The sequence below is a fragment of the Saccharospirillum sp. ABV4_185 genome (assembly GCF_056159245.1).
In genome coordinates, this window is the sequence record NZ_JBSWUW010000001.1 from 2474873 (window position 1) to 2501062 (window position 26190).

25 protein-coding genes and 5 tRNA genes are annotated in these 26190 nt (G+C 56.9%); 15 read left to right on the plus strand and 15 right to left on the minus strand.

What is annotated here, in order from left to right; translation table 11 throughout:
* Nucleotides 1–7 precede the first annotated feature (7 nt).
* The 12 genes from ACXAE6_RS11610 (at nucleotide 8) to ACXAE6_RS11665 (ending at nucleotide 9336) form a co-directional block, all read left to right on the plus strand.
* A complete protein-coding gene (locus ACXAE6_RS11610) occupies nucleotides 8–1012 on the plus strand; it encodes a TRAP transporter substrate-binding protein (RefSeq protein WP_475147917.1) in 1005 nt (334 codons plus the stop codon).
* Nucleotides 1009–1494, plus strand: a complete 486-nt coding sequence (locus ACXAE6_RS11615) for a TRAP transporter small permease (protein ID WP_475147921.1) — start codon at nucleotides 1009–1011, stop codon at nucleotides 1492–1494. Before ACXAE6_RS11610 ends, ACXAE6_RS11615 begins: the two co-directional genes overlap by 4 nt.
* The gene (locus tag ACXAE6_RS11620; protein WP_475147926.1) at nucleotides 1487–2764 is read left to right on the plus strand and encodes a TRAP transporter large permease; all 1278 of its coding nucleotides are present in this window, start codon (nucleotides 1487–1489) and stop codon (nucleotides 2762–2764) included. The genes ACXAE6_RS11615 and ACXAE6_RS11620 overlap by 8 nt, the downstream gene beginning before the upstream one ends.
* Before the next feature lie 565 nt (nucleotides 2765–3329).
* Nucleotides 3330–3405, plus strand: a tRNA-Val gene (locus ACXAE6_RS11625).
* Nucleotides 3406–3411: 6 nt separating this feature from the next.
* Nucleotides 3412–3488: transfer RNA gene (locus ACXAE6_RS11630), tRNA-Asp, on the plus strand.
* A gap of 203 nt (nucleotides 3489–3691) precedes the next feature.
* Nucleotides 3692–3768 (plus strand) — tRNA-Asp (locus tag ACXAE6_RS11635).
* Nucleotides 3769–3990: 222 nt separating this feature from the next.
* A tRNA-Val gene (locus tag ACXAE6_RS11640) sits at nucleotides 3991–4066 on the plus strand.
* A 6-nt stretch (nucleotides 4067–4072) separates the two neighbouring features.
* A tRNA-Asp gene (locus ACXAE6_RS11645) sits at nucleotides 4073–4149 on the plus strand.
* A gap of 433 nt (nucleotides 4150–4582) precedes the next feature.
* Nucleotides 4583–6601, plus strand: coding sequence for an oxidoreductase (locus ACXAE6_RS11650; protein ID WP_475147930.1), 2019 nt, complete (start codon nucleotides 4583–4585; stop codon nucleotides 6599–6601).
* Nucleotides 6602–6667: 66 nt separating this feature from the next.
* Nucleotides 6668–7531, plus strand: coding sequence for a ribosome biogenesis GTPase YlqF (gene ylqF / locus ACXAE6_RS11655; RefSeq protein WP_475147933.1), 864 nt, complete (start codon nucleotides 6668–6670; stop codon nucleotides 7529–7531).
* A 121-nt stretch (nucleotides 7532–7652) separates the two neighbouring features.
* Nucleotides 7653–8714, plus strand: a complete 1062-nt coding sequence (locus tag ACXAE6_RS11660; RefSeq protein WP_475147935.1) for a DUF262 domain-containing protein — start codon at nucleotides 7653–7655, stop codon at nucleotides 8712–8714.
* A gap of 1 nt (nucleotide 8715) precedes the next feature.
* Nucleotides 8716–9336, plus strand: a complete 621-nt coding sequence (locus ACXAE6_RS11665) for an MAE_28990/MAE_18760 family HEPN-like nuclease (RefSeq protein ID WP_475147938.1) — start codon at nucleotides 8716–8718, stop codon at nucleotides 9334–9336.
* A 56-nt stretch (nucleotides 9337–9392) separates the two neighbouring features.
* Here the strand turns inward: ACXAE6_RS11665 and ACXAE6_RS11670 are convergent, their stop codons facing one another.
* Nucleotides 9393–10316: a histone deacetylase family protein gene (locus ACXAE6_RS11670; RefSeq protein WP_475147942.1), complete on the minus strand. Its 924-nt coding sequence runs from the start codon at nucleotides 10314–10316 to the stop codon at nucleotides 9393–9395.
* A 73-nt stretch (nucleotides 10317–10389) separates the two neighbouring features.
* On the opposite strand from ACXAE6_RS11670, the gene ACXAE6_RS11675 reads away from it, so the two are divergent.
* Both ACXAE6_RS11675 and nudC read left to right on the plus strand, forming a co-directional pair.
* Nucleotides 10390–13038, plus strand: coding sequence for a bifunctional acetate--CoA ligase family protein/GNAT family N-acetyltransferase (locus tag ACXAE6_RS11675; protein ID WP_475147946.1), 2649 nt, complete (start codon nucleotides 10390–10392; stop codon nucleotides 13036–13038).
* Nucleotides 13039–13049: 11 nt separating this feature from the next.
* Nucleotides 13050–13880: an NAD(+) diphosphatase gene (nudC, locus tag ACXAE6_RS11680; RefSeq protein ID WP_475147949.1), complete on the plus strand. Its 831-nt coding sequence runs from the start codon at nucleotides 13050–13052 to the stop codon at nucleotides 13878–13880.
* Here nudC and ccoM read toward each other — a convergent pair.
* The 14 genes from ccoM to ccoN form a co-directional block, all read right to left on the minus strand.
* Nucleotides 13835–13981 (minus strand): cytochrome c oxidase subunit CcoM, encoded by a 147-nt coding sequence (gene ccoM / locus ACXAE6_RS11685; protein WP_475147952.1) that lies wholly within the window; start codon nucleotides 13979–13981, stop codon nucleotides 13835–13837. The genes nudC and ccoM overlap by 46 nt on opposite strands.
* Nucleotides 13982–14087: 106 nt before the next feature.
* Entirely contained in the window at nucleotides 14088–14828 is a 741-nt protein-coding gene (gene fnr / locus ACXAE6_RS11690; RefSeq protein ID WP_475147955.1) for a fumarate/nitrate reduction transcriptional regulator Fnr, read from the minus strand.
* 114 nt (nucleotides 14829–14942) lie between these two features.
* A complete protein-coding gene (ttcA, locus tag ACXAE6_RS11695; RefSeq protein WP_475147958.1) occupies nucleotides 14943–15839 on the minus strand; it encodes a tRNA 2-thiocytidine(32) synthetase TtcA in 897 nt (298 codons plus the stop codon).
* 74 nt (nucleotides 15840–15913) lie between these two features.
* Nucleotides 15914–16381, minus strand: a complete 468-nt coding sequence (locus ACXAE6_RS11700; protein ID WP_475147960.1) for a hypothetical protein — start codon at nucleotides 16379–16381, stop codon at nucleotides 15914–15916.
* A 75-nt stretch (nucleotides 16382–16456) separates the two neighbouring features.
* Entirely contained in the window at nucleotides 16457–17065 is a 609-nt protein-coding gene (locus ACXAE6_RS11705; protein ID WP_475147963.1) for a gamma-glutamylcyclotransferase family protein, read from the minus strand.
* A gap of 2 nt (nucleotides 17066–17067) precedes the next feature.
* Nucleotides 17068–17718: a sulfite exporter TauE/SafE family protein gene (locus ACXAE6_RS11710; RefSeq protein ID WP_475147966.1), complete on the minus strand. Its 651-nt coding sequence runs from the start codon at nucleotides 17716–17718 to the stop codon at nucleotides 17068–17070.
* Complete coding sequence (gene ccoS / locus ACXAE6_RS11715; protein ID WP_392802925.1) at nucleotides 17708–17890, minus strand: cbb3-type cytochrome oxidase assembly protein CcoS; 183 nt, start codon at nucleotides 17888–17890, stop codon at nucleotides 17708–17710. The genes ACXAE6_RS11710 and ccoS overlap by 11 nt, the downstream gene beginning before the upstream one ends.
* Before the next feature lie 3 nt (nucleotides 17891–17893).
* On the minus strand, nucleotides 17894–20290 hold the full coding sequence (locus ACXAE6_RS11720; protein WP_475147971.1) for a heavy metal translocating P-type ATPase: 2397 nt from the start codon (nucleotides 20288–20290) through the stop codon (nucleotides 17894–17896).
* On the minus strand, nucleotides 20290–20793 hold the full coding sequence (locus ACXAE6_RS11725; RefSeq protein WP_475147975.1) for a FixH family protein: 504 nt from the start codon (nucleotides 20791–20793) through the stop codon (nucleotides 20290–20292). Before ACXAE6_RS11725 ends, ACXAE6_RS11720 begins: the two co-directional genes overlap by 1 nt.
* Nucleotides 20794–20817: 24 nt before the next feature.
* Nucleotides 20818–22227, minus strand: coding sequence for a cytochrome c oxidase accessory protein CcoG (gene ccoG / locus ACXAE6_RS11730; protein WP_475147977.1), 1410 nt, complete (start codon nucleotides 22225–22227; stop codon nucleotides 20818–20820).
* A 94-nt stretch (nucleotides 22228–22321) separates the two neighbouring features.
* The gene (gene ccoP, locus ACXAE6_RS11735) at nucleotides 22322–23230 is read right to left on the minus strand and encodes a cytochrome-c oxidase, cbb3-type subunit III (RefSeq protein ID WP_475147980.1); all 909 of its coding nucleotides are present in this window, start codon (nucleotides 23228–23230) and stop codon (nucleotides 22322–22324) included.
* Nucleotides 23223–23408 carry a cbb3-type cytochrome oxidase subunit 3 gene (locus ACXAE6_RS11740; protein ID WP_392802913.1) on the minus strand — a complete coding sequence of 62 codons (186 nt, stop codon included), beginning with the start codon at nucleotides 23406–23408 and terminating at the stop codon, nucleotides 23223–23225. Before ACXAE6_RS11740 ends, ccoP begins: the two co-directional genes overlap by 8 nt.
* Before the next feature lie 9 nt (nucleotides 23409–23417).
* Entirely contained in the window at nucleotides 23418–24023 is a 606-nt protein-coding gene (gene ccoO, locus ACXAE6_RS11745) for a cytochrome-c oxidase, cbb3-type subunit II (RefSeq protein ID WP_392802910.1), read from the minus strand.
* Nucleotides 24024–24038: 15 nt separating this feature from the next.
* Nucleotides 24039–25475 carry a cytochrome-c oxidase, cbb3-type subunit I gene (gene ccoN / locus ACXAE6_RS11750; RefSeq protein ID WP_475147989.1) on the minus strand — a complete coding sequence of 479 codons (1437 nt, stop codon included), beginning with the start codon at nucleotides 25473–25475 and terminating at the stop codon, nucleotides 24039–24041.
* A gap of 344 nt (nucleotides 25476–25819) precedes the next feature.
* Here ccoN and ACXAE6_RS11755 point away from each other — a divergent pair, with 344 nt between their 5' ends.
* The gene (locus ACXAE6_RS11755) at nucleotides 25820–26095 is read left to right on the plus strand and encodes an acylphosphatase (RefSeq protein ID WP_475147992.1); all 276 of its coding nucleotides are present in this window, start codon (nucleotides 25820–25822) and stop codon (nucleotides 26093–26095) included.
* Nucleotides 26096–26190: the final 95 nt, after the last annotated feature.

Genomic DNA, 26190 nt, shown 5'->3' on the forward strand with positions numbered 1-26190 from the left:
CGAATCGATGACAACCGCTTTATTGCGCAGCCTGATCGCGCTCGCCCTGATGTCGCTGACGGCCATGGTCAGTGCCGCCACTACCTTGAAAATTTCCACCCAATATCCCGACGGCAATGCGGTGCTCAATGAACTGCGCCGTGCTGGCCAGGCGATTGAGAGCCGAACCGAGGGGCGGGTATCGGTGCGCTTTTACCCTGGCGGTGTCATGGGTGACGACCAGGCAGTACAGCGTAAGATCCGTATCGGCCAGCTCCACGGCGCTTTGGTGCAAAGCGGTGCGCTGGCCAACGCCTATCGCGATGCTCAGGTGTTAAATGCACCTTTGTTGTTTCGCAGTTATGACGAAGTGGATGCGGTACGCCGCGAAGTGGACCCCATAATCACCGAGGGTTTGGCCGACAATGGCTGGCTGACATTCGGTTTGATCGAGGCTGGTTTTGCCTATGGCATGAGCCAAAAACCGATTCTGTCGCTGGCCGATCTGGAACAGCAAAAACTCTGGCTGCCGGCGAACGATCCGCTGTCGGAACAGGTTGCACGGGCGTTCGATATCAATCCTATTGTGCTCAATATTGGCGATGTGTTGACTGGTTTGCAGACCGGGGCGATCGACGCCATTGTAGCGCCTCCAGTCGGTGCGATTACTTTGCAATGGTACAGCCGACTGGACTATCTGACCGATGCCCCTTTCATGTACACCTACGGTGTTCTGGCGTTGCATGATCGTGCGTTGCGCGGCGTATCCGAAGCTGACCTGGCCATTATTGATGATGAATTCACAACCGCCAGCCAGGTGATAGACACCCAGACGCGTGAGGATAATTACCGCGCTCTGGATGCGCTGCAGCAGCTGGGTATTGAGGTGTTGCAGCCACAGCCTGAAGACCGCCAGGCGTTGGAGCGCGAATCAACACGCGCGACTCAGCGCCTTATTGAAGAAGGTCAGTTTTCCCAGCAGATATATGATCGTATTGAAGCCTTATTGATGCAGGTGCGCAGCGAATCATGAAATGGCTGTGGCGCATAGATGCTGGCTTGGCCCGGGTTGAAACCCTGCTGTTGGCAACGACACTCTTTGTCATGATCGGCTTTGCCGTTTTGCAAATCGGCTTGCGCAACCTGTTGGGCACTTCCTGGTTCTGGATCGATCCGGCCAACCGCCTGTTGGTGTTGTGGCTGGCCTTGCTTGGCGCTCTGGTCGCTACACGCCGCGGTGAACACATCGCTATCGATGCTTTGCGTCATTATGTCAGTGGCCTTTGGGCGGCCATTATTGAGCGCTTGGCTACCGGTTTTGCTGCGTTGCTGACCGGCATTATGGCCTGGCAGTCGACACGCTTTGTGATCGATGAATATCGCTTCGATACCACCACCTTTGCTGAACTGCCGGCCTGGCCGTTCGAGCTGATCATGCCGATTGCGTTTGGTTTGATGGCACTGCGTTTTGCCGGCCAGGTTGTGACGGGTCGCCCGGAGGTTCGCGATGTCTAGTGTGATGTCGGCCGTTATCGCGGTCTTTGCGGTGCTGGGTGCGCCCTTGTTTGTGGTGATTCTTGCCGCGGCCGCCTGGGGTTTCTGGGCCGCGGGTATCGATCTGATGGTGTTGCCGATCGAGCTTTATCGGCTGACCGAAAACACACTTCTAATGGCGCTGCCGTTGTTTGCCTTTGCCGGTTATCTGCTCAGTGAAAGTCGCACCGCTGATCGGCTGGTACGGGTTTCCAATGCGGCTTTGGGCTGGTTGCCTGGTGGCAGCATTTTGATCGCGCTTCTGGCCTGTGCCTTTTTCACCATGCTGACCGGTGGTTCTGGCGTCACCATCGTCGCCCTGGGCGCGCTGCTGGTGCCAGCGCTGACGCAGGCCGGTTACAGTGAGCGCTTTGCTCTCGGCCTGGTTACCACCTCTGGCAGTTTGGGTTTATTGCTGCCGCCGGCCATCCCGCTGATTTTGTATGGCATTGTGGCACAGCAGATGGATATCAGCGGTGTTGCCATTCAGGATCTGTTTTTGGCCGGTCTCATTCCTGCTTTATTAATGATTGTGGCGCTTTGGGGTCTGGGTCTGTGGCAGCAACGGCATCAATCGGTGCCGTTGGTACCTTTCAATGCGCGTGAACTGGGGGCAGCGCTTTGGGAGGCCAAGTGGGAATTGGGCATTCCGGTGATTGTGATCGGCGGTCTGTTCAGCGGCTGGCTGGTGGTGTCCGACATTGCTGCCATAACAGCGCTTTATGTACTGGTTATTGAAGTTCTGGTGTATCGCGAAGTGCCGGTTCGCCGCCTGGGCAGTATTGCAACCGAGGCGATGAAGGTGGTCGGTGGCATTCTGTTGATTCTGGGTGTGGCCTTGGCCTTTACCAACCTGATGATCGATTTGCGGATACCGGATCATGTCTTTGCCTGGGTCAGTACTCATATCGACAGCCGCTGGGCGTTCTTATTATTCCTGAACATTGCCTTGTTGGTGCTTGGCGCCGTTCTGGATATCTTTGCTGCCTTGATCATCATCGTACCGCTGATCCTGCCGGTGGCGCTGCAATATGGCATCGACCCGATCCATCTGGGGATTATCTTTGTCGCCAACATGCAGATTGGCTACTTCACGCCACCGGTCGGCATGAATCTGTTTATCGCCAGTTACCGGTTTAAGCGCTCCATAACTGAGCTTTATTTAGCGACACTGCCAATGATGTTGGTGCTGATGGCTGTCGTTCTGCTGATCACCTATTGGGAAGGCATGGTGCTTTGGCTGGTGCGTTGAGCGTGACTGGGTAATCTCTAAAAAGTTACGCTAAACGTTTGACTCCATTGAGAAAATCGCTAAAATGCGCAGCACTTTCGGGGGAGCTGAGACGGTTTTAAGTCGCCTGAGTCGCTCGAAAGTGATCAGCCGGAAGGCTTAAAATTCAGCGTTATGGGTGTGTAGCTTTTATGCCCGTAGGGTGCAGCTAGGGCACGAAGTGCTTAGGCGACTCTGGTAACGCAACCAGCCGGAAGGCTTAAAATTTAACAGCGTTATGGGTGTGTAGCTTTTATGCCCGTAGGGTGCAGCTGGGGCACGAAGTGCTTAGGCGACTCTGGCAACGCAACCAGCCGGAAGGCTTAAAATTTAACAGCGTTATGGGTGTGTAGCTTTTATGCCCGTAGGGTGCAGCTGGGGCACGAAGTGCTTAGGCGACTCTGGTAACGCAAAAGCCGGAAGGCTATAAATTTAACAGCGTTATGGGTGTGTAGCTTTTATGCCCGTAGGGTGCAGCTGGGGCACGAAGTGCTTAGGCGACTCTGGTAACGCAAAAGCCGGAAGGCTATAAATTTAACAGCGTTATGGGTGTGTAGCTCAGCTGGGAGAGCATCGCCCTTACAAGGCGAGGGTCAGCGGTTCGATCCCGTTCACACCCACCATAACGCGGAGCGGTAGTTCAGTTGGTTAGAATGCCGGCCTGTCACGCCGGAGGTCGCGGGTTCGAGTCCCGTCCGTTCCGCCATTTTGCTTTACCCAGTGGCATAGACCTGGGTCGCGAGCTGGTACGCCAGCCCGGTCGACTCTCGTCCGTTCCGCCATTTTCACCTTTCGGTGAAAGCGCCACGACTCATCAGTCACTTGGCGCAAAATCTTCCCTGGGCCTAAGGTCAAGTCGAAGACGGGAGCTGATACCCGCCAAACAGAGTGCAGCGCTTAGCTGATAGTGGAGCGGTAGTTCAGTTGGTTAGAATGCCGGCCTGTCACGCCGGAGGTCGCGAGTTCGAGTCTCGTCCGTTCCGCCACTATTTGTAAGACCTGGAGGCATAGGCCTGGGTCGCGAGCTGGAGTGCCAGCCCAGTCGACTCTCGTCCGTTCCGCCACTATTTTTTTGTACAGCCGGAAGGCTTAAAATTTCAGCGTTATGGGTGTGTAGCTTTTATGCCCGTAGGGTGCAGCTGGGGCACGAAGTGCTTAGGTGACTCTGGCAACGCAGCCAGCCGGAAGGCTTAAAATTTCAGCGTTATGGGTGTGTAGCTCAGCTGGGAGAGCATCGCCCTTACAAGGCGAGGGTCAGCGGTTCGATCCCGTTCACACCCACCATAACGCGGAGCGGTAGTTCAGTTGGTTAGAATGCCGGCCTGTCACGCCGGAGGTCGCGGGTTCGAGTCCCGTCCGTTCCGCCATTTTGAAGTCTTTAGGGGTAAACCCGAAGGCAGTGGAGGTCGAAGACCTTGGTCGCGGTCCGGTGTGCCGGCGCAGTCGAGTCCCGTCCGTTCCGCCATTTTGAAGTCTATAGGGGTAAACCCGAAGGCAGTGGAGGTCGAAGACCTTGGTCGCGGTCCGGTGTGCCGGCGCAGTCGAGTCCCGTCCGTTCCGCCATTTCTTTTTCTCCCCTTGCATAGACCTTAGTCGCGCGCCGGAATCCCGGCACAGCCGCACTGGTCAGTGCCTGCATCTATTTCCCCCCTTTTCTGCAATCCTTTTGCTAGCCTCTGATGGAGTAATCAGCGCTACGGTGTTCTGGCCCGGCAAGCACTTCCCGCTTGACTCCAACCACCCCCTGTGGTGCCATTCGCCGGATTAAAACAACTGTTTGAAACGGGTGAAAGAATCGCCATGTCCAGTGCTTATCCTGCTGTGTTCCAACCTCTCGATGTCGGCCCCTTTACGCTGAAAAACCGGTTCCTGATGGGCTCGATGCACACCGGCCTGGAAGAAGCCAAGGGCGGTTTCGAGCGTATGGCGGCGTTCTATGCCGAACGCGCTCGCGGTGGCGTGGCGTTGATCGTCACCGGTGGCATTTCACCCAACGACGAAGGTGTAACCTATCCCGGCGGCGCCAAGCTGACCAATGACGAAGAAGCCAATTCGCACCGCCTGATTACCGAAGCTGTGCATGAAGCCGGTGGCCGTATCTGTATGCAGATCCTGCATACCGGCCGCTATGCCTATGTACCGCACAATGTCTCGGCGTCTTCACTGCAGGCGCCGATCAATCCGTTCCAACCCAAGGAACTGGACGACGCCGGTGTCGAACGCACCATCGATGACTTTGTCCGTTGCGCCCGTCTGGCCAAACAGGCCGGTTATGACGGCGTCGAGGTGATGGGTTCGGAAGGCTATCTGATTAATCAGTTTACTGCGCCGCGAACCAACCATCGCGACGACCGCTGGGGTGGCGAAATCGCCGGCCGTATCAGTCTGGCCGAACACATCGTCAAGGGCATCCGCGCCGAATGCGGCGATGACTTCCTAGTCGTTTATCGGCTGTCGATGCTCGATCTGGTCGAAGACGGCAACACCTGGGATGAGATTGTTGATCAGGCGCACCGCATCGAAGCGGCTGGTGCGCACCTGCTGAACACCGGCATCGGCTGGCACGAGGCGAGGGTGCCAACCATCGTCACCTCGGTGCCGCGTGCGGCTTTTGTGGCGGTGACCGAACGCATCCGCAGCGAAGTCGGCATACCGGTGGTTGCCTGTAACCGCATTAACACGCCGGACGTGGCCGAGCGCATCGTTGCCAGCGGCCAGGCGGATATGGTGTCGATGGCGCGCCCCTTCCTGGCCGACAGCGATTTCGTCAATAAGGCCGAGGCCGGCGATGCCGATGCCATCAACACCTGCATCGCTTGTAACCAGGCTTGTCTCGATCATGTGTTTGAGCTGAAACCGGCGTCCTGTCTGGTTAATCCGCGCGCCGGCCGGGAAACGGAACTGAATTATCTGCCGACCGACAAGGTCAAGCGTGTTGCCGTGGTCGGTGCCGGCCCCGGTGGATTGTCAGCGGCGACGGTGGCAGCGCAGCGCGGTCACAAGGTGACGCTGTTCGATGAGCACGATGTAATCGGCGGCCAGTTCAATCTGGCCCGGCGTATTCCCGGCAAGGAAGAATTCAGCGAGACGTTGCGCTACTTCCGGACTCAACTGGAACGGTTGGGTGTCGAGCAGGAGCTGGGTCGCAAGGTTGGCGCTGATGAACTGGCGGCCTTTGATGAAGTGATCGTCGCCACCGGCATCGTACCGCGCACGCCGGTCATTGAGGGTATCGATCATCCATCGGTGGTGTCTTACGTCGATCTGGTTTCCGGCAAGGTCGCACCCGGCAAGAAAGTCGCCATTGTCGGCGCCGGTGGTATTGGTTTCGACGTTGGCGAAGTGCTGGTTCATGGCGAGCATAGCCCGAGCCTGGATATCGAGGCCTTCGCGCGTGAATGGGGTGTCGATTTCAGTGTCGCCGGCCGCGGTGGGCTGATCGCACCGCAGCCTGAACCGAGCCCGCGTCAGGTCTGGCTGTTGCAGCGCAAGTCATCGAAGCTGGGTAAAAACCTCGGCAAGACCACCGGCTGGGTGCATCGCGCTACTCTGAAACAGAAGGGCGTCGAATTTCTCTCTGGTGTTGACTACCAGCGTATCGATGATGAGGGTCTGCATATTCTGGTTGATGGCGAAGCCAGGACACTGCCGGTCGACCAAATCGTCATCTGCGCCGGCCAGGAATCGCGTCTTGATTTGTTTGAGGCATTGGAAGCCGCTGGCAAAAGCTCACATCGCATCGGCGGCGCCTTCAAGGCGGGCGAACTGGATGCCAAGCGCGCCATTCGCCAGGGCGCAGAAGTAGCGGCTGAGCTGTAATACCTAAGCCGGCCAAACAGGCCGGCTGTGTTACACTGCGCGCCTTTCATTCAGCCAGAGATTTTCATGGCCAAGATTAATTGGTTTCCCGGCCATATGGCCAAGGCACGACGTCAGATCGGCGAGTTGATGCCGAAGATTGATGTGGTTATCGAAATCCTCGACGCCCGCCTGCCACAGTCCAGCATGAACCCCATTCTCGGCCAGGTGCGCGGCGATAAGCCGGTGGTGCGCCTGCTGTCGAAAGTCGATCTGGCCGACCCGGATATCACCGAAGCCTGGCGTCGTCATTTCAGCGAAGAGCACAATATCAGCGTATTGCCGCTGGAAATCACCGACCGTCGTCAGATCAAACGCGTGCCCGATCTGTGCCGTAAGCTGGCGCCATACAGAGGCGGCGTCGGCAAACCGGTGCGCGCTTTGGTGATGGGCATTCCCAATGTCGGTAAGTCGACTTTATTGAACGGTCTCGCTGGTAGGCGTATTGCCAAGGTCGGTGACGAACCGGCCGTCACCCGCCGTCAACAACGCATCCAGATCGCCGATGATTTCACACTGATGGATACCCCGGGCGTGATGTGGCCATCACCGGACAGCGAAGTCGGTGGTTACCGCTTGGCTGCCTCCGGCGCGATTCGCGACACCGCCGTCGAATACGAAGACATCGCCCTGTTCGCGGTCGACTACCTGATGCAGCGCTATCCAGAGCGCCTGCAAGAGCGCTACAAGCTTAAAGAACTGCCCGAGACTGCGATGGACTGCATGGCCGCCATCGCCCGCCAACGCGCCTGTGCGCCGGGAGGACATGTTGACTGGCATCGTGTCAGTGAGATTGTGCTGAAGGAGTTGCGTGGCGGTGTGTTGGGCAGAATCAGTCTGGAAGAGCCCGGTCGGGAAGTGCCGTATCGAGAACTTAGCATTGATGCTTGAAAGTTCTAGCTGCGTAGTGTTTTCTTGTGTCATAGGAAGAAAGTTAAAAACATAGAATAACTTCATCTTTCGAAACGTATGACTTCGCCTATTCATCTTCTTATATATAAGGAGACACCTGATGTCTGAGAATGACTTTCTTGATAGAGAAATAAGAACAACAGCAGTCGATTTTTCATTTGGCGAACTTTTAAATCTACATAATGAAAATGAAGTTGTGATTAGACCAGAATATCAGCGGCTATTCAGGTGGACATATGAACAGCGCTCTAGGTTAATTGAGTCAATTGTATTAGGTTTACCGATTCCACCAATCTTTTTGATTGAAGGTGAGGAAGGTATATTGGAACTGATAGATGGTCTCCAGAGGACCAGTTCAGTTCTACAGTTTCTAAACCATGAAGCGATTGAGGAGCCCGAGCTCAGGCTTTTAGGGTGTGATATTGTAAAAGAACTAAATGGTAAGGTTTTTTCGGATTTACCGTTATCAGTCCGATTAAAAATAAAGCGTTCACCTATTAGAGCAACTATTATTAACAAATCAGGGGATGCGTTTGTTAAATATGAAATGTTTAAACGATTGAATACTGGTGGGTCATTATTGTCTGCTCAAGAAATTAGAAACTGCAGTTCTAGAATGGTTCAAGGTGGCAGTGAATTTTATGATGCAATTCAAGATATGGCGAACTATCCTAGCTTTTCAAAGTCCATAACTCGACTCCCTGAAACTTTTAAAGAGAAAAGGGGGGATGAAGAATTAGTTCTTAGGTTTTTTGCAGTCACTTTATTCCGAAATATGTACCACGGTAATATTGAAGAGTGGCTAGATTCAATTATGGAATCCATACTATTTTCAGAGGTGGAATTCGATTTGGCAATTCAAAGACCAAATTTTGAAAGGGTTTTTAACTTAATCGAATTAAAATTGGGTGAATCTGCATTTACTAGATTCACAGAAGATGGAGAGTCAACAGGCCGATTGGCTCCTGCGTACTATGAGGCTGCGGTTTGTGCGTTTTCAGATTGTTTTGATTGTGTAAAAAATCTTGAGCCTGGCGATGTTCGAGCGAGACTAATGGCTGCTTATTCTGATAAAAAATTTCTTGAGTCAACAGGCCCAGGAGCCAATACAATTCCAAAGTTAGAGCAAAGAATTCAAGTGGTTTCGGAGTATTTCTCCTAACATGAGCGTATTGGATGATGTGATTCGGGACCTTTCATGGAGAGAGTCAGAGATTTCCTCTATGCGAATATTGCTTGTTTCTACATCTGTTTCAAAAGTCCAAAAATCTGCATTGTTAAGAGCAGCATGGGCGATTTTGTACGCGCACTATGAGGGGTTCTGTAAAAATATATTAACTGCATATTATGACGATATATGTTCAATGGGGATTCTCAAGTCGAGTTTACCCGGAGCGACAAAGTTTTTGGCTTTGAGAAGTACAATAAAAGCTCTAAGAGGGCTAAGTGATGAGGAATTTTTAAACGAACTTGAAAATTTTCAGAAGCATCATGTCGAAATTCCTGCAGATTTTCCTGATGTAGATACACAGTCAAACTTATGGCCGAATGTCTTAATAGAGTTGCTTGAGTTTGCCGATTTGTCTTCAAGTAAAGTTCAAGAGCATAGAGTTAAGTTAAAAACACTTGTGGCTCGAAGAAATAAAATCGCGCATGGAGAAGATAATTTCATCCCAGAGTTCGAGTATTATAAAACTTATGAAGACGTAGTTTATGATGTTATTTACGATCTTATATATCAAGTTCAAACACGGCTTAAAAAGCCGCCATTTAATAAAGCATAGCTACCGAAATATATCTTTATTCTACAGTTTGTCAGGAATTGATATTTAATAATTGTTTATTCCATCAACGCCCGTATATGCACCTCAGCGCTGTCAGCCAGCGCCTTGAGGTGATAACCCCCTTCCAGCATCGAGACGATGCGCCCGTCGCAGACTTCCTCGGCCACCTCGACGATGCGCCGGGTGATCCAGTCGTAGTCTTCGGTTTGCCAGTTCAACTGACCCATTGGGTCGAGCGTATGGGCATCGAAGCCGGCGGAGATAAAAATCATCTCCGGTTGGTGTTCTAACAAGGCCGGTTTCCAGCGCGCTTCCCAGTCGGCTTTTAGATCGTCGGCGGTGGCGAAGGTGATTTGCGGCGACAGCACGATGTGCGGATGCTCGCTGGCCCAGTGCGAATTCGGGTAGAACGGATGCTGGAAGCTGGAGCAGACCAGGATTTCCGGCCGGCTTTCGAAGGCTTCGATGGTGCCGTTGCACTGGTGGACATCGAAGTCGATGATGGCGACGCGTTTCAGGCCGTGCTCGGCGATGGCGTGAGCCGCGGCCACGGCGATGTTGTTGAAGAAGCAGAAACCCATGGTGACGTCGGGTTCGGCGTGGTGGCCGGGCGGGCGGATGGCGCAGAAGGCGCGCTGGTATTCGCCGGCCATAATGGCGTCGACAGCGCCGGTGCCGGCACCGACGGCGCGGTAGGCGGCTTCCCAGGTGTATGGACCCATCAGCGTATCGGGGTCGGCCTGAATCAGGCCGTGTTTCGGGCTGATGCGGTCGAGCTGTTCGATGTAGATATCGCTGTGCACGCGGCGCACAGTTTCCGGGCCATCGAGGCGGGCCTCGCGAACAATCAGTTGGTTGACCAGGCCGGTTTCATCGAGCCGGTTGAGGATGGCTTCGAGGCGCTGCGGCGATTCCGGATGACCTTCGCCCATGTCGTGCAGCTGGCAAACCGGATGCTGGATGAGCGCTGTTCGAGTCATGCGGACGGTCCATTGAAAGGCAAGGCAGTATAAGGCTAGTCTTGTCGCGATTCATCCCGACTTTGGTGGTACCGTGCCCGACCTCAGTGCTTTTTTCCAGCCCAAGAGCGTTGCTGTTCTGGGTGCCTCTGAACGACCCGGCAGTATGGGCGCTGTGGTCACCACCAACTTGAAAGACGCTGGCTTCGAAGGCCGCATTTACGGCGTTAACCTCAAAGGTTACGACAGCGTTTACGGCTTCCCCTGTTATCGCTATGTCCGCCAGATTCCCGACCCGGTTGATCTGGCGCTGATCTGTTTGCCGCCGGAAACTATTTTGCGCGTTTTGCCGCAACTTGGCCGTAAAGGCATTAAGGCAGCGATTATTCTGACTGGCGGCCTGTCGCGGCGTCTGGCGGTGGAACAGAAACGCCGTCACCAGCGTATTGAAGAGCTGGCGCGCGAGCTGAATATCCGCGTGCTCGGCCCGCATTGTCTGGGTGTGCTGGTGCCGGATGCGCACCTGAATGCGAGTTTCGCGCATCTGAATGCGCAACCGGGGCGTTCGGCTTATGTCGGTCATTCGGCGGCGCTGGGTTCGGCCTTGTTGGATTGGGCCGGAGCCCGTGGTATTGGCTTCTCGCACTTTCTGACTGCCGGTTCCAGCGCCGATCTGCGCATCTCCGACATCGTCGATCACCTGTCCACCGATCGCCGCGTGCGCGCCATTCTGATTCATCTGGAGCAGATCCGTGACGCCAACCGTTTGTTGATTGCCATGCGGGCGGCGGCGCGTTCGAAAAAGGTGCTGGCGATCCGCACTCAGGTACAGGACAAATTACCGCCGGGCCTGATCGACCGCCGCGCCGTGGATGACGAATTCTTCGCCCGCGCCGGTGTGCTGCAGGTCGATAGCGTCGATGGTTTGTTCAGCGGCCTGGAGGTGCTGTCGCGGGCGCGGCCGTTGCACCGCCCTAACCTGGCCATCGTCAGCAATGGCCTGGGTCCGGCGATGCTGGCACGGCAGCAGTTGCAGGCGCTCGGTGGACAGTTGGCGCCGGTCGACAAGGTCAGCGAACGGCTGACCGATCTGTGGTATGCCGACGAAACCGGCTACAACCCGGCCATCCTGCCGGCCAACGCCAGCGGCGACGACTATGTGCGAGTGCTGACTGAGTTGGAAAAGGAAGGCGCCATTGGCGGCATTCTGGTGGTGCACGGCCCCAACCGACGCTCCGACCCGACCGAGGTGTCGAAAAAACTGTTGCCCTGGGTTAAACGCAGCCGGCGACTGGTGCTGACCTGCTTTTTGGGCGGCGTCAGTATTGGGCCGGCCCGAGCCGCCTTTGATGCCGCTGGCCTGCTGAATTTCGATTCGCCCAACGACGCCGTCGAGGCGTTTTTTACGCTGGCCAAACATGAAATGGCGCAAGAACGCCTGCGTGAGACGCCAACGTCCATGGCGCTGGGTTTTCAGCCCGATCGCGACCAGGCGTTACAGCTGTTCCGTCAGGCAGAGGAAAACAAACGACGCTATTTCACCTGGGCCGAAGCGCGGATGTTGATGCGGCTTTATGGTTTCCAGATGGTCGATTCCACCTTTGGCGTCGACTTCGACCGGGTGCTGGAACGACTGACCGGGCGCTATTTTCCGGCCTCGCTGCGACTGGTTCATGAAGCCTATTGCTATCCCTTTGCCTACAACGAAACGCCCGCCGAACGTTGGCGTGGTGTGCGTATCGAATTGAATTCTGCGGAAGAATTGCGGCAGGCGCGGGCTGAGCTGGAAGCTGAAAAAGCCGAGCGCTTTCCCAACAGCCGTACGCTTGGTTGGGGCGTACAGCCGATGCGGCGTAAGATCGATCATCTGCAATTCAGTCTGGGTATGACGCGCGATGAAGCCTACGGGCCGTTGATTTTGTTTGGCGAAGGCGGCTCGCGCGCCGATATGCTGGCCGACCGTCAGGTGGCATTGCCGCCGCTCAACGCCAGTCTGGCGCGGCAAATGATTCAGCGCTCACACGGTTATCAGGTTCTGGCTGAGCGTTCTGATCATCTGGAAAAAGATCTGGCGCGTTTGACCCGGGCGTTGAAGACGCTGTCGCAGATGGTCATCGATCTGCCTGAACTGGCCGGGCTGGAAGTGAATATTCTGCTGCAGCCGGGCGAAGAGTTGCTGGTGTTGGGCGTGGCCGCCTGCCGTGGTCCGGCTCAGCGTCCGGCCTTGAATCCCTATCCGAGTGAACTGGTTGAACGTCTGAGCCTGAAAGATGAGCGTTCGGTGCTGATCCGTCCGATTCGCGGTGAAGACGAGCCGTTATTGAAAGCCTTCTTCGGTGGCTTTGACAGCGAAGCCCTGCGTTTGCGCTTTTTCGGCAGCCGGCTGCACTTTGAACATCGAGAACTGGCGACTCTGTGCCAGATCGATTACCGCCGGGAAATGGTCTTTGTGGCGCTCATCGATGGCGCCATCGTCGGTGAAATGCGGCTCTGGACCGATGTGAACACCAACGAGCTGGAGTTCGCCATCATGGTCCTGCCGGCTTATCAGGGCAGCGGTCTGGCCGGTCAGTTGATGCGTAAGACGCTGGATTACGGCCGAGCTCAGGGCGTGGATCGGATCGTGGCGGATGTGTTGGCGGAAAATCAGCCGATGCTCGGTCTTGGCCGGCATTTTGGTTTTAGCGTCGAACCCGACGAAGAAGGCGTGGTTCGGCTAGTCTTGCCGCTGAAAGCGGATTAAGGAGTGCGCTTGTGTTGTATGAATTAGGCCAGCACCGGATTGAACTGCCTGGCTCGGCGCCGGCAGTCCGTTCGGATGACCGGTTATTGCTGTGGCAAGACGGCGAACTGGTCAGTCCGGAGGATAACTGGGTACAACGACGCAGTGATTGGCCGAGCGATCAATTGGTCAGCGAAGAATTTGTTGGCTTGCTCGACGGCCATCCTTATTACACCGCCGAATTGGATAACACCGAAAACTGGCCGAGATTGGGTTTGAGAGACATTGGTCTGCGCAGTGAAACGGCCTTTATGTTGGCGGCGCGAGCTCGTGGTCTGTTGGATTGGCGTCGTCAGCATCGGTTTTGTGGCCAGTGTGGCCAGCCGACAACCAGATTGTCGGGCGAGTCGGCCATGGTCTGTGAGCCCTGCAAGCTGCGCTTTTACCCGCGTGTCAGCCCCTGCGTGATTGTGCTGATTACCCGGGGGCCCCAAGTGCTGCTGGCTCAGGGCGTGCGCCATCGCAGTTCCGGCTGGTACAGCACCCTGGCCGGTTTTGTTGAAACCGGTGAGTCGCTGGAACAGGCGGTACACCGCGAAATCCGCGAGGAAGTCGGCGTCGAGGTAACCAATCTGCGCTATCAGGGCAGTCAGACCTGGCCGTTCCCGCATCAGTTGATGCTCGGCTTCTGGGCCGACTACGCCGGTGGCGACATCGTTCCGGAACCGGGTGAAATTGCTGATGCGCAGTGGTTTCACGTCGACCAGCTGCCGCAATTCCCGCCCGGTTTTTCCATTGCCGGCTATATGATCGAGGCTTACCGGCGTTCCTGGTCGTCCGTTGAGGCGCCATTTTCCGGGTGAGCGCGTAAGTCTTGGCGCACGAACCAGGCAATGCCGCCGAAGAAGGCGAACATCAAACCCACGGTGACTAAGCCAGCGATAACTACAGTGTCGAAATACATGGTTGGAACCCCTTGGACTGGAGGATGCGTTCAGTCTAGGGGAGGTCGGGGAGGGGCTATTGATGTGGATCAAGGCCGCGCCGGCGGCCAGTTGATCCAGATCAATTCAGGCGCTGATGCCCAGTTCCAGGCGCTCGCAATCGGCCAGAGAGGCCATTTGCGTCAGCGCATCGAGATCGACGATTTCGATATCCCGCGCACTGCTGCTATCGGCCAGGATGCCCTGGCGCTGAAAACGGGTGAAGACGCGGCTGACGGTCTCTACCGCCATGCCCAGATAGTTGGCAATGTCACTGCGCGCCATGGTCAACCGGAACTGGGTACCGGAGTAGCCGCGGCGGCGGAAACGGGCAGCGAGGTTGAGCAGGAAGGAGGCGATGCGTTCCTCGGCGCTCTTCTTGCTCAGCAGCAACATCATTTGTTGGTCTTCACGCAGTTCGCGCCCCATCAAACGCAGCAGTTGGCGACGCAACTCTGGCAACTGGCCCGATAACGCATCCAGACGATCAACCGGAATTTCACAGACGTTGGTGGTTTCCAGGGCGCGGGCCGAGGCTGGGTAAACCGGAGAGTCGTAGGCGTCCAGGCCAACCAGTTCGCTGGCCAGATGGAAACCGGTGATCTGTTCATCACCTTCCTGAGTCAGCGTATAGGTTTTAACGGTACCGGTCCGTACAGCAAAGACCGAATTGAAAGGTTCACCCTGCGCAAACAGTAACTCGCCTTTTTTGATCGGTCGGCCACGGCGGATGATCGCATCCAGTTTATCCATTTCACTGGTTTTCAGTGACAGCGGCAGGCACAACGGATGCAGACTGCAATTGCTGCAGTGAGTGGTCAGCGACATCGTTTCTCTCCCGTCCAAGGGTGGGATAATCACCTTCCTACAGCCAGAGTAGAACGCCGATTATCTGTTGTTCGCCATCTTAGCCGAAACCGTCGTGCTGTACAGGGTTGTGGCTCAATCGTCGTTCGGCGGAACCCAGGTATTGACGCGGGTTTGCGCCATTGGGCTGTACTCACTGCCTTCATTAACCGGCGCTAATGGGATGCCCGTCGCCTGTAGCGATAGAAAATCGAATTGCTCACGGTCCGCCAGTTGGGACGGTGCGATGTTCTGGATGGACCGAAAAATATTTTCGACTCGACCGGGATGCTGTTTTTCCCAGTCGCGCAGCATGGCTTTGATGGATTGACGCTGCAGATTGTCCTGCGAACCACAGAGGTTGCATGGAATGATCGGGAATTCCCGCTCGATGGCGTATTGCTCGATATCGCTTTCGCGGCAATAGGCCAACGGCCGGATCAGCACATTGGTGCCGCTGTCGGACAACAGTTTGGGGGGCATGGCTTTCAGCTTGCCGCCGTGAAACATGTTCAGAAACAGCGTTTCCAGAATATCGTCACGATGGTGGCCTAAGGCAACCTTGGTGGCACCGATCTGATCGGCAAAGGCATAGAGCGTGCTGCGTCGCAGCCGCGAGCAGATACCGCAGGTGGTTTTGCCCTCCGGTACCATTTCCTGAACCACGCTGTAAGTATCGCGTTCCAGGATGTGGTAAGGCACGCCCAGGTTTTTCAGGTACTGCGGCAGGATGTGTTCCGGGAAACCCGGTTGTTTCTGATCGAGATTGACCGCCACCAGCTTGAAGTCGACCGGGGCGCTGCGCTGCAGGCTGATCAGGATATCGAGCATGGTGTAGGAATCTTTGCCGCCGGACAGGCAGACCATGATGGTGTCGCCGTCTTCAATCATGTTGAAGTCAGCGATGGCGCGGCCGGTTTCCCGGCGCAAGCGTTTTTGCAGCTTGTTGAATTCGGTGCGCGATTTTTTCTCAGCGAGGGTCTGGGCAGTCATGGACAATCGGGTGGCTCGGGGTTGGGCGCGTGTTCTACCACCTCGGGCGCCGAGGGACAAGTGTTGTCGTGAAATCAGGCGGCCTGTTCAGAGGGTTCCATCGAATAGACGCGCCGGAACGGCCGGTCGTCAACCCGGTGGCCGCGATGACAGGCCTGACGCCATAGCTCGACCGCCTGGTCGCTGTCCAAAATGGGGACCTCACCGCCGGCATAAAAGCGGGCGTTCAAGGCCGCCAGGGCCGTGGCATAACCCCAGTTCAGGCTGAGTTCCTGATGGGGATCTTTGAGGAAGCAGCGTTGGCTGGCCAGGCCACGAATCTGACAGGCCAGTTCCGGCCATTGCGCGATGTATTCATCCCAGACGCGTTTGTGTTGCCAGGCGGTCATGCCGAACGGGCCATAGCGGTTGCTGCTGCGACGTTGTTGTTCAGCGCCGGCGACCGCGTCGAGCCAGGCCGGCAGACCCGGATCGGTTAATTGCGCCTGCTGCAGCGCCGGTTCGATGACACAGCTTTTCAAATCCAGACAATACGCCTTCATAGCGGACACCTCCTGAGGTTCGCAGTCAGCCTGCAAAAACAGCACTGAACTCGACCTGAACTGCCTATATCTGGGTTAACGGCCGGCGCTTTCAAGGCTGAAGCGGGTGCGCTGATGAAACAGCTCGGGCAACTCATCGGCGAGTAGTGCATCGATGCGCGGTGGCAGGCGGTGATCGTCCATGGCGCGCGGGTATTGTGGTGCCAGACGGTCATCACTCAGGTGTTGCCAGGGGCTGGTGGAGTGCAGAAAGCGGCGGGCGAAGTCGTCACCGTAGCTGAGGCAGCCGTGCAGGATGACATCGACATAGGTCTGCATAATGGGTCGATGCGGCTGGGGTGTTTCGCTGGAATAACCGACATAAGCCCACAAGGGCAACTCCGTTGGTAAGGACTGCTGGCCGAGCGAACGCACCTCGGACCAGTCGATGCGATGCCGATCATAGCCTTGTTCGCGCTCATCAAAGCGCGCCAGGTTGGTGTCATCGACGATAAAGACGACACCATTGCAGCGACTGTCCGGATTCAGATGCGCACCCACAGCAGTAGCGCCATAATCCGGTACTGGAACTGACCAGCGGCGCTCAATGCCGTCGATCTCCACGGCCAGGGCATCGCCACCGATACCCGTGCGGCGCCGGCTTTCCGCGCTGATCAAGCTGCCATAACCGAAAATTGCCTGCATCGTTAAAAGACCCCCAGCATGCGCGCGGAATTGAACATCAGCCAGCCGGCGAAAAATAACAGCGTTGCCCCGATCAGCGCGCGTAGCGCGGGGCGTCGTAACCAGCCATTCAACTGTTGGCTAAAGGCGCCGGTGGCCAGCATGGCCGGCAGCGTACCGACACCAAAGGCCAGCATCAAAGCGGCGCTGCCCAGGGCGTCGGCCTGGGTCGCCGCATAGCCAAGGGCGGTATAGACCAGGCCACAGGGCAGTAATCCCCAAATCATACCGACCGGATAGGCTTGCAGCGGATGGCGTAACGGCACCCAGCGCCGGGCCAGAGGTTGCAAGCGGCGCCACAGCGGCAGCGCCAGCTTCTCCAACTGAGTGATCCAGGCTTTGATGTTCAGGTAATAGAGCGCGATCAACACCAGCAGCGCAGCGGCGATCAAACGCAGAATAGGGGTGGCAGAGGCGGGCAGCCAATGCAGACCGGCGCCGATCAGCAGGCCGAGCAGGGCGTAGGTGGAAATGCGCCCTAAATTATAAAACAGCAAGCTGCCTGAGCCTTGGCTGTGTAGTCCAAGCGCCAGCGTAATGCCTCCGCACATGCCCAGACAGTGGCCGGCGGAAATCAGCCCGATCAGGGCCGCAGATAGCAGATCAGCGATCACGGTGGGACTTATGGTCGTCGGGAATCATGTCGTCATCGTCGTCGAAGAGGATGCGTTGCGCCGGGCTGTCCAGGTCGTCGTATTGGCCGGAGCGCACCGTCCACCAGAACAGGCCGCCGCCGATCAGCAGCAGGAAACCGGTGATGGGCAGCAAAAGCAGCAGAATATCCATGGCTTAATTCAAACGTCTCAGTCGCAATGCATTGAGCACGACCAGCAAGGAGCTGGCCGACATGCCAATAGCCGCTTGCCAGGGTGTTACCCAGCCCAACGCAGCCAATGGCAGGGCGACGCCATTGTACACCAGAGCCCAGAGCAAATTCTGGCGAATGATGCGCCGGGTCTTGCGCGCGGCCCTGACGGCCGCTGCCAGCACGGTCAGTTTGTCATTCAGCAAGAGCGCATCTGAAGCTTGCTTGGCCAGGTCGGTACCTGAGGCCAGGGCGATGGATACGGGCGCACCGGCCAGCACCGGCGCATCGTTGATGCCGTCGCCGACCATGGCGATGCGCAAGCCGTCGTCCTGTTGTTGATGCAACCAACTTAGCTTATCCGCCGGGCTTAACCCTGAACGGTAGTCTCCGCTCAGCGATAAAGCGTTTAAGCGCGCATCGGGCATGGGGTTGGGATCACCGGTCAAGACATGGCAGCGCAGACCCAGCTCGGCCAATTGCTGTAACGCCGGTGCGGCGGTGGCGCGTAATTCGTCCGCCAGTTGAAACCGGGCCAGGGGGACGCCGTTGTAGCTGAGCCAGAGAGTACCTGGTGTTTGTGGCGTTTGACTCGGCTCGGTCAGTGCAAAGGCGGCGCTGCCCAGACGGTATTCACCGCTGCTATCGCGTCCGGAAACGCCTTGCGACGGGTGCAAGGTTCGCTCGACTAACAAGGGTAACGATGCACCAGCGGCGGCTTCTCGAAAGGCCCGGGCCAGGGGGTGATCGCTGTCGGTTTCGAGGGCGGCGGCCAGTTCGATCAGTTCCGAGGCACTGCGCTGTGCCGATGGCTGTACTTCTGTCTGTACCAGTCGAAACCGGCCTTCGGTCAGGGTGCCGGTCTTGTCGAAGGCAAGATCGGTGATGTCGGCCAAGCGTTCCAGGGTATGGCCGCGGGTGACGATCAGGCCTTCTTTGGCCAGGCTTTGTGTCGCCTGCGCCAGGACGGTAGGCGTTGCCAGGCTGAGTGCGCAGGGGCAGGTGACCACCAACACACTGATAACGATCCAGAAAGCGCGGTCCGGGTCGATCCACAGCCAGGCCAGGCCAATCAGCGCGGTGATGATCAAGGTGGTCCAGACGAAATGTCTTGCCCCGCGATCGGCCAGTTCTGCCAGGCGCGGTTTCTCACTGGCGGCTTGTTCGAGCAGTTGCGTGAGGGCTGAGGCTGAGCTGTCGGCGCCGAGTCGTTCGACCTCGATTTCGACCGCCTGGCTGAGGTTGGTGGTGCCTGCCAGTACCGTATCGCCGCTGGCTTTTGGTTGAGGCGCAACTTCCCCGGTCAGCCGCGCTTCATCGAATTCGCTGGCGCCACTGACAACACGGCCATCGACCGGGCAGAGTTCGCCGGCGCGGACCTGAATGCGCTCGCCGATGACCAGATCGCGTACCGCCTTTTGCTCAAAGTCGTCACCCTGACGCACCCGGCAGGTGGGTGGCAGTTGGCGCGCCAGCGCATTACTGGAGGCATGGACAGAGGTACGGGCACGAAATTCCAGGAAACGGCCCAGCACCAGAAAGAAGGTGAACATCGAGACCGATTCGAAATAGACCTCGCCCTGGCGGGTCAGGGTGGCCCAGACGCTGGCGCCGAAAGCGCCACCGATGGCCAGCGACACCGACACATCCATGCTCAGACTGCGCGCTCGAATAGAGCGCCAGGCGGCGGTGAAAAAGGGGCCGGCGCCGATGATGACGACCGGCAGGGTGATCAGCAGCGAGGTCCAGCGCAGCCAGTGCACATAGGTCGCTTCGATACTGCCGCTGTACAGCGCCACCGCATTCATCATCGCCTGCATCATGCCAATGCCGGCCACGCCCAGACGCAATAAGTAACGTCGTCCCGTTCGCTGACGCAGCGCTTCCTCGGCGTCGGCCTGGTACGGCTGTGCGCGGTAACCGAGCGAATGCAGCGCAATAAACAGCGTCGACAAAACAGCTTCGCCGGGTTGCCAGCGCAGCAGCAAACGGTGAGTGGTCTGATTGAACCGCGCCTCGGCAACGCCGGCTTGCTGATGCAGCCGCTTTTCAATCAGCCAACTGCAGGCGGCGCAACTGACGCCATCGATCATTAACGTCGCTTCGCATTGGCCGGAATCGAGCTGGCGTACAAAATCGGCCTGGACATCATCGCGGTCGTAGAGCGCCAGCTGTTCGCGGTCACGCTCGCTGACCGGTGGTGCGGCCGGGGTCTGGTCGGGATCGTGGAAGCGGTAATACTCGCCCAGACCGCTGTCGATAATGGTCTGGGCAGCGGCCAGACAGCCGACGCAACAGAAAACCCGGGCCTCGCCACCTACCTCGAGCTGAAAACGCTCATCGAAGGCCGGCAGACCGCAATGAAAGCAGGCCTGCGCCATTAGAGTTTGGGCGCAAGCCTGATAATGCTGCGATCGGGGAAGGTGGCTTCGCCATGCAAGCGCCAGTTGGCCTGATCACCAACCGGTTCCAGAATCAGCTGGCGTGTTTCGCTGATCGCTTCGGGCAAGGTACCCAGGTAGCGACCATCGGGCTGACGCTCGAGTTGCACGCTGACGTCCCAGCTGGCTCGTGTTGGGAAAGCATAGGTGAGCTGGAGGGTATTCGGAATCGAATCCAGACTGCCTTCCAGGCGCAGCTGCACACGCTCGCCGAGCGTCTGCAACTGGGCGCTGAGATCGTGCTCGGCCGCCCATTGCGACTGGGTGTTGCGTTCAATAACCGTCATGCCGTCCTCGTAGTAATTATCGAGGATGGCGCCGTCGTTGGTCTGGATGGCAACGGGGATCAACCAGGCCCAGAAACTGACCACGGCGATGATCGGCGCCAGAATGAACCATATCCAGAATTCACGGTACCAGGGTTTGCGAGCGCTCGTGTTCACGTCAGTGTTCTCCTAAACCGTCTATTAAAACCGGGCCGGGCCAAAGAAACGGCTTTCCGCCTCGACGCTCTGGCTTGGGTCGTCGACGGCGACAGCGGTGAAATGAATTTCGTTATTGGGCAGTTGTAACTGATTGGGGTCGATCAGCAGACGCACCGGTAATTGCACCACACCGCCGGCGGTGACGCTGATCACGTCCGGCGCCAGCAGTTGCAAACCGTCCAGACCATCGACGCTGAGGCGATAGCGTCGATCCTGCTCAGTCATATTCATCAGACTGATCTGATAGGAGTTTTCCACCAGCCCGGTGGGCGTCATGCGGTGCAGCGCACCCCGGCCGCGCTCAATGGACAGATCCATCGGAATACGGGTGGCGATGACCCAACTGAACAGCCCAATCATGACCGCCAGCGCCAGCGCATAGCCAATCAGGCGGGGTCTGAGGATACGGCTGGGTTTGCCTTCCAGGCTGTTTTCGGTGGTGTAGCGGATCAGGCCGGGCTCGTAGCCCATCTTATCCATGACCGAATCGCAGGCATCAATACAGGCGGCGCAGCCGATGCATTCGTACTGCAGGCCATCACGGATATCAATACCGGTTGGGCAGACCTGAACGCACAGTTCGCAATCGATGCAATCACCCAGACCGGCATCTTCTGGTTTGATGCCGCGCTTGCGCGCACCTCTGGGTTCGCCGCGTTTTTCGTCGTAGCTGACAATCAGGGTGTCCTGGTCGAACATCACCGCCTGGAAGCGGGCGTAAGGACACATATAGATGCACACCTGTTCACGCAACCAGCCGGCGTTGCCGTAGGTCGCCAGCGTGAAGAAGGCGATCCAGAAAATGGCCCAGCCACCGGCGCTAAAACCGGCCAGTTGCGGCAGCAGCTCCTTCACCGGTACGAAATAGCCGACGAAGGTGATGGCGGTAATCAGCGCCACTGCCAGCCAGAGCAGATGTTTGGCGGCTTTGCGGGCAAACTTTTGCGCGGTCATGGGTTGATCATCGAGTTTGATGCGGGCGTTGCGTTTGCCCTCGGTCTTTTCCTCGATAAACATGAAGATCCAGGTCCAGGCACTTTGCGGGCAGGTGTAACCGCACCAGACCCGGCCGGCGAAAACGGTGACCAAAAACAGCGCAAAGGCGCAGATGATCAGCGCCCAGGACAACAACATAAAATCCTGCGGCCAGAAGGTGATGCCGAAGATGTGGAACTGGCGCGCGGGCAAGTCAAACAGGACGGCCTGGCGGCCGTTCCAGTCCAGCCAGAGGGTGCCAAAGTAAAGCGCGAACAGGGCTGCGCCACCGTAGACTCGCAGGTTTCGATAAAAACCTTTGATGCGGCGGACGTAGATTTTTTCCCTTTCTTGGTACAGGTCGACGGTCGTTACGGCGTCGTCCGTGACGTCTTTGACCTCTATTTTATCGGTCATGTTTTTAGGGGATCAGGAATGGTTTGGGAAGGGCAGGCACGCCCGACCTTTCCAAGCCAGTCCGGGGTGCGTGGGCACGCACCCCGTTGGTCTGTTATTGCTGCGGGTCCAGACTCAGGCTATAGACATAACCGGCGACGATATGCACGCGCTCTTCTCCGAGCACGTTGGCCCAATCCGGCATCCGTCCAGAGCGACCATTTTCCAAGGTGTACTGAACCGAGGCGCGCAGCGTTTCACCCGGAATGCGGTACAACCAAATATCGTCGGTTAGGTTGGGCGCACCCAGAGCGTGGTTACCGGTGCCGTCCTGGCTATGGCAGGCAACACAGCTGGCGTTGAACAGGGCTTGCCCCTGAGTGGCCAGGCTGGTATTGACGTCGTCCTGACCGGACAGCTGCATGACGTACTCTGCTACCGCCCGCACACCGCTGGCACCCAGGGCATCACCCCAGGCCGGCATCTGGCCGCTACGACCCGCCATGATGGTGGTCTTGATGGTGTCACCCTCGCCGCCGTAGAGCCAATCGTCATCGGTCAGGTTAGGGAAACCATAGCTGCCGGTGCCAGCCTGGCCGTGGCACAGGGCGCAGTTGTCTTCGAACAGACGCTGGCCGACGCGCATGGCTTGAGGGTAGTCGTGCAGCTGTTCAACCGGAACCGAGGCCAGACGCTGGTAGATTTCGCCATAGCGGCGTTCATGGGCAACCTGATCGGCGGTCAATTCACCGACAGAGGTCCAGCCCAGTACGCCTTTCCAGTTACCCACCGGCATAGCGATGAGGTAGCCGACGGCAAAGATAATGGTCAGCCAGAACAGATTGAGCCACCACTTGGGCAGAGGATTGTTGTATTCCTCAATGCCGTCGAACTGGTGACCCGTGGTCTGAGCGCCTTCACCGCCCGGATCGGGCATCCGTCGAGTAAAATAAAGCAGTGCGACGATGCCCACCAGAAAGACGGCGGTGATTGCAATAATGTAGAAACTCCAAAAGCTACTCATCGTCATTCCTCTTCTTGTCCGAGGCGGCGTCCATCTGTTCGTCGCGTTCGGCGAACGGCAAGTTGGCCGCATCGTCAAAACGTGCTTTGCGCTTACTGGAATAGGCCCAGAACACCACGCCAAAGAAAGCGATCATGGTGAATACGGTGGCCAGTCCGCGCCAAGTATTGATATCCATGACAGTCCCCTAGCGACCGGTTACGACGGTACCGAGGTGCTGCAGATAAGCGACCAGGGCGTCGATTTCGGTGGTTCCAGCGACGGCTTCCTGAGCGCCAGCGATCTGTTCGTCGGTGTAGGGCACACCAACGGTACGCAGGGCGCGCATCTTGGCCGCAGTATGTTCACCATCAAGAGTGCGTTCGAACAGCCAGGGGAAGGCCGGCATGTTGGACTCGGGAACAACAGAGCGCGGATTGTACAGGTGAGCTTTATGCCACTCATCGCTGTAACGTTCGCCGACACGGGCAAGGTCCGGGCCGGTGCGCTTGGAGCCCCACAGGAAGGGATGCTCGTAAACCATCTCGCCAGCCTGGGAGTAAGGACCGTAGCGCTCAACTTCAGCACGCAGCGGCCGTACCATCTGGGTGTGGCAGACATGGCAGCCTTCGCGAATGTAGATATCGCGACCTTCCAATTGAACCGCGGTGTAAGGTTCCAGACCTTCGACCGGTTCGGTGGTGTCGTTGATGAAGAAGAGCGGCACGATTTCGACCAGACCGCCAAAGCTGATGGCGATGACGACCAGAAAGGCCATCAAGCCAACGTTCTTTTCAACCTTTTCGTGTTGCATCTTATGTCCTACCTATCAAGCGGCCTGGGGCGCGGGTTCAGCCTGAGTCGCCTGATCATTGCGCACAGTGCGCCAGACGTTATAGGCCATCAGCAGCATGCCGGACAGGAAGACGATGCCTCCGATCAAGCGCACCACATAACCGGGCCAACTTACCTCGACACCCTGGACGAAGCTGTACATCAAGGAACCGTCGGTATTGACTGCACGCCACATCAGACCCTGGGCAATGCCGTTAACCCACATGGCCGCGATGTACAGCACGGTACCGATGGTCGCCAACCAGAAATGCACATTGATCAGCGCGATGCTGTACATCTGAGTCTGACCAAAGAGACGCGGAATGGTGTGATAGATAGCACCGATGGAAATCATCGCCACCCAGCCCAGTGCGCCGGAGTGAACGTGACCGATGGTCCAGTCGGTGTTGTGCGACAGAGCGTTGACCGTCTTGATGGCCATCATCGGGCCTTCAAAGGTGGCCATGCCGTAGAACGACAGTGATACCACCAAAAAGCGCAGAATCGGGTCGGTACGCAGTTTGTGCCAGGCACCGCTCATGGTCATCATGCCGTTGATCATGCCGCCCCAGGAAGGGACCAGCAGAATAACGGACATCACCATACCCAGGTTCTGAGCCCAGTCGGGCAGAGCAGAATAATGCAGGTGGTGACCACCAGCCCACATATAGATAGCGATCAGCGCCCAGAAGTGCACGATCGACAGCCGGTAGGAATAAACCGGGCGCTCAGCCTGTTTGGGTACGTAGTAGTACATCATGCCGAGGAAGCCAGCGGTCAGGAAGAAACCAACAGCGTTGTGGCCGTACCACCACTGCACCATGGCATCCATGGTACCCGGATAGACAGAGTAAGCTTTGAACAGAGTGACCGGGATGGCGATGTTGTTGACTACATGCAGCACCGCCACGGTGATGATGAAGGCCAGATAAAACCAGTTACCCACATAGATGTGCGAGGTACGGCGGCGGTGAATGGTACCGACGAAGACCGCCAGGTAAGACAGCCAGACGGCGGCGATCAGGATATCGATCGGCCATTCCAGTTCGGCGTATTCCTTGGACGACGTCAGACCCATCGGCAGGGTGATGACGGCCGCGACGATGACCGCCTGCCATCCCCAAAAGGTAAACTTGGCGAGTCCCTCAAAGGCCAACCGGGCCTGAGTGGTTCGCTGGACGACATAATAAGACGTTGCAAAAAGGGCACAGCCACCAAAGGCAAAAATGACCGCATTGGTGTGCAGTGGGCGCAAACGACCAAAGTGAAAGTAAGGACCGAGATTCAATTCAGGGAAGGCTAACTGGGCAGCAATAATAACACCAACCAGCATGCCGATAATTCCCCATACGACAGTCATGATGGCGAACTGACGAACAACCGTATAGTTGTACGTTTCATTCACCTCAGTAGCGGGGCTAGCATGGCTCATGGATCAGCTTCCGAGGGGCAAAGGGTTAGATACAAAAAGCGGCGCAAGTATGCTCAGCCGCTTGGGGTTTTGCAAATGACCCAGGTCAATTTCCAAGGTAATAGCATTGCAGATGTGCCGCCATTACCCGCTTTGGAACAGAGCCTAGCAAAGGTTTTTCGACTCTGCCGATTGTTCGAAGCAATAGTAAAACGATGCGTTTTTTTAAGATTGTTCGGTGGGTGAATATCGCAATAATTATAATGAGAATTGTTATTATTTAATGCCTGGTTGAGATATCTTTGATTGAACGATGGGCACCGTTAAACTGGCGTGCTTATTAAAGTCGGACTGAGAGGTTTGCAATGCAGTGCATGAAGGCCTGGGTTTACGGCAAAGTGCAGGGTGTCGGCTACCGACTGTTCTGTCGGCGCCGTGCTCGTGAGTTGGGAGTGACGGGCCATGCCATCAATCTGCCGGACGGTCGTGTTGAAGTGATGCTCTGTGGCACTGAACAAGCACTGTCCGATATGGTTGACGCTTTGCACCAGGGGCCGCGCTTTGCTCAGGTTGCCGGTGTCGATGTCGAACGCATCCAACTCGATGAAAGCAAGCTGCCGGCCGACTTCGTCACCGGCTAAACCGCCTTGGCTAACCGTTTTGCCACAGATCACCGGTAGTTAAACGACCGACACCTAGGTATAATGCCGGCCCTTTGCGAACTCCCTAAGCACCA